Raw genomic sequence first — 3474 nt, 5'->3', positions numbered from 1 at the left:
GCGCTGGCCCCGCCGCGCCCCCGCCACCGCCATGCAAGCAGGAGCACTGTGATGGATATCGATCTGCTGAGTAACCTGTTCTACGCCATGGTCCGCTGCGGCACGCCGTTGCTGCTGGTGGCCTTGGGTGAGCTGATCTGTGAGAAGAGCGGCGTACTCAATCTGGGCCAGGAAGGGATGATGCTGTTTGGCGCGGTGATCGGTTTCATCGTTGCCTTCAGCACCGGCAACCTGTGGCTCGGCGTGCTGCTGGCGATGCTCGCCGGGATGCTGCTGTCGTCACTGTTTGCGGTGGTGGCGCTGGTGTTCAACGCCAATCAGGTGGCCACCGGGCTGGCGTTGACGATTTTCGGTGTGGGCCTGTCGTCCTTTGTCGGCGCGGCGTGGGTCGGCAAGCCGTTGGCGGGTTTCGAGCCGCTGGCGATTCCGTATCTGAGCGACATTCCGCTGATCGGCCGAATGCTGTTTGCTCAGGATGTGCTGGTGTACGGGTCATTCGTGCTCTTTGCGCTGGTGGCCTGGGTGATTCTGAAAAGCCGCGTGGGTCTGATCATTCAGGCGGTCGGGGAAAACCCGGACGCGGCCAGCGCCATGGGCCTGCCGGTGTTGGGCATTCGAGCCTTGGCGGTATTGTTCGGCGGGGCGATGGCGGGGTTGGCCGGGGCTTATCTGTCACTGGCCTACACGCCGATGTGGGCGGAGAACATGAGCGCCGGTCGCGGCTGGATTGCCCTGGCGCTGGTGGTGTTCGCCAGTTGGCGGGTGTGGCGTTTGCTGCTCGGGGCCTACCTGTTCGGGCTTGCCAGCATTCTGCATCTGGTGGCACAGGGTTTGGGGTTGGCCATTCCATCGAGTTTGCTGGCGATGTTGCCGTACGTGGCGACGATTGTGGTGTTGGTGCTGTTGTCGCGCGATGCGGTGCGGACCCGGTTGTATGCGCCAGTGTCGTTGGGGCAGCCGTGGCAGGCTGGGCACTAGCGTATGCCTTCAGGGCCTCTTGGCTGGCAGGCCAGCTCCCACAGGTATCCGAGACAAAACCTGTAGGAGCGAGGCTTGCCCGCGAAGGCGGCCGCCCGGACAACAATGCACTCGACGCCGTGCACCAGGCATTGCAGCATAGGCCCACACTCATGATCCTCATTCAGGAAGCCACTCATGTCCAAGGCAAAAACTGCACTCATCATCGGCGCCTCCCGGGGGCTGGGCCTGGGGCTGGTGAAAACCCTGCTGGCCGACGGCTGGCATGTCACCGCCACCGTGCGCGATCCACAAAACGCCCAAGCCTTGCAGGCTCTGGGCAAGGTACGGATCGAGAAGCTCGACATCGACGATCAACAAGCGGTGAACGCCCTGAGCCAGCAACTCAAGGGCGAAGTGTTCGACCTGTTGTTCGTCAATGCCGGGGTCAAGGGGCCGGACGTGCAGACACCGGGCGGTGCGACGCTGGCCGAAGTCGGTCAGTTGTTTTTCACCAACGCCGTGGCGCCGATCAACCTGGCCCAGCGCTTCGTCGGTCAGATTCGTCCAGACACCGGCGTGCTGGCGTTCATGAGTTCGGTGCTGGGCAGCGTGACCATGCCCGACGCGCCGGAGCTGGCGCTGTACAAGGCCAGCAAAGCCGCGCTGAACTCCATGACCAACAGCTTCGTCACACAGCTGGGCGAGCAGAAACTCACCGTGCTGTCGCTGCACCCGGGCTGGGTGAAAACCGACATGGGCGGTGAAGGCGCCGATATCGATGTGCAGACCAGCACCCGTGGGTTGGTGGATCAAGTGAATGCCTATGTCGGCAAGGGTGGGCATCATTTCGTGAATTACCGAGGCGAAACCATTCCCTGGTAACAACACGGATCGTACATGTGGGAGCAGCGGTGCGACGATTCGACAAGGGATTTGTGTTGTCCTGTCGGTCGAGGCTTGCCCGTAGATCGCTTTTGATCGACACTTCGCACCTCGCCTCCCCGGCGACCCTGGATCAGCAGACAGGGCAACACTGAGCTGGCAACCCTGAACCCCACTTTCAGAGGAGCCGGCAACATGCCTGCGACCCGTACCTGGTTAAAAAACCCTCTCGCCATTTTCACGGCCAACGGTCTCGATGCCCGTGGCGGCCTGGTGCTGCAAGACGGCGTGATCGTCGAAGTGCTCGGCCTTGGCCAGCAGCCGTCCGCACCGTGCAATGACGTCTTCGACGCCCGCGAACACGTGATCCTGCCGGGCCTGATCAACACCCATCACCACTTCTATCAAACCCTGACCCGCGCCTGGGCGCCGGTGGTCAACCAGCCGCTGTTCCCCTGGCTGAAAACCCTGTACCCGGTCTGGGCCCGACTCACCCCGGAAAAACTCGCCCTCGCCAGCAAGGTCGCCTTGGCCGAGCTGCTGCTGTCCGGTTGCACCACGGCGGCTGACCACCATTACCTGTTTCCCGAAGGCCTGGAAAACGCCATCGACGTGCAAGTCCAGAGCGTGCGCGAACTGGGCATGCGCGCCATGTTGACCCGTGGCTCCATGAGCCTGGGCGAGAAGGACGGCGGCCTGCCGCCACAGCAAACCGTGCAGGAAGGCCAGGTGATCCTCGATGACAGTCAGCGCCTGATCGCCGAGTACCACGAACGCGGTGACGGCGCGCAAATCCAGATCGCCCTGGCACCCTGCTCGCCGTTCTCGGTAACGCCGGAAATCATGTCGGCCAGCGCCGAACTGGCCAACAAGCTCGATGTGCGCCTGCACACGCATTTGGCCGAAACCCTCGACGAGGAAGACTTCTGCCTGCAGCGCTTTGGCCTGCGCACCGTGGACTATCTGGACAGCGTCGGCTGGCTCGGCCCACGGACCTGGCTGGCCCACGGCATCCACTTCAACCCGGACGAAATCACCCGCCTCGGCGCCGCCGGCACCGGCATCTGCCATTGCCCAAGCTCCAACATGCGCCTGGCGTCCGGTATCTGCCCGAGCATCGAACTGACCGATGCCGGTGCACCGCTGGGCCTTGGCGTGGATGGCTCGGCCTCCAACGATGCCTCGAACATGATCCTCGAAGCGCGGCAGGCGCTGTATATCCAGCGCCTGCGCTACGGCGCCGAGAAAATCACTCCGGAACGGGTGCTGGGCTGGGCCACCAAGGGGTCGGCGCAGTTGCTCGGCCGCAGCGACATCGGTGAAATCGCCGTGGGCAAACAGGCGGACCTGGCGCTGTTCAAGCTCGATGAACTGCGCTTCTCCGGCAGCCACGATCCGGTGTCGGCGCTGCTGCTGTGCGGCGCCGACCGCGCGGACCGGGTGATGGTCGGCGGCCAGTGGCGAGTGATCGATGGGCAGGTGGAAGGGCTGGATCTGAAGGGATTGATCGCGGATCACACCCAGGCGGCCCGGCAGTTGATCGCGGGTACCTGATCCACCACTCCCCCTGTGGGAGCGGCGGTGCGACGATTCGACTTGCTCGCGAATGCGGTGTGTCATTCAACCTTGGTG

At 63.6% G+C, this 3474-nt stretch carries 3 protein-coding genes; all 3 read left to right on the top strand.

Going from position 1 to position 3474, the window contains the following annotated elements:
• Positions 1-51 precede the first annotated feature (51 nt).
• The 3 genes from B0W55_RS29085 to B0W55_RS29075 all read left to right on the top strand — a co-directional run bounded on the left by B0W55_RS29085 (position 52) and on the right by B0W55_RS29075 (position 3396).
• Positions 52-978 carry an ABC transporter permease gene (locus tag B0W55_RS29085; RefSeq protein ID WP_077049345.1) on the top strand — a complete coding sequence of 309 codons (927 nt, stop codon included), beginning with the start codon at positions 52-54 and terminating at the stop codon, positions 976-978.
• A gap of 177 nt (positions 979-1155) precedes the next feature.
• The gene (locus B0W55_RS29080) at positions 1156-1842 is read left to right on the top strand and encodes an SDR family oxidoreductase (protein WP_077049344.1); all 687 of its coding nucleotides are present in this window, start codon (positions 1156-1158) and stop codon (positions 1840-1842) included.
• Positions 1843-2037: 195 nt separating this feature from the next.
• Positions 2038-3396 (top strand): 8-oxoguanine deaminase, encoded by a 1359-nt coding sequence (locus B0W55_RS29075; RefSeq protein WP_077049343.1) that lies wholly within the window; start codon positions 2038-2040, stop codon positions 3394-3396.
• Positions 3397-3474: the final 78 nt, after the last annotated feature.

The sequence above is a fragment of the Pseudomonas sp. KK4 genome (assembly GCF_001984065.1).
GTDB lineage: Bacteria > Pseudomonadota > Gammaproteobacteria > Pseudomonadales > Pseudomonadaceae > Aquipseudomonas.
The sequence above is the reverse complement of the archived record's forward strand: the minus strand, read 5'-3'. Positions and strand labels throughout refer to the sequence as shown.

Excerpts from the sequence above, each read along its gene's own strand:
- B0W55_RS29075 (WP_077049343.1), top strand. The coding sequence starts at position 2,038 with ATGCCTGCGACCCGTACCTGGTTAAAAAACCCTCTCGCCATTTTCACG.
- B0W55_RS29085 (WP_077049345.1), top strand. The coding sequence starts at position 52 with ATGGATATCGATCTGCTGAGTAACCTGTTCTACGCCATGGTCCGCTGC.
- B0W55_RS29080 (WP_077049344.1), top strand. The coding sequence starts at position 1,156 with ATGTCCAAGGCAAAAACTGCACTCATCATCGGCGCCTCCCGGGGGCTG.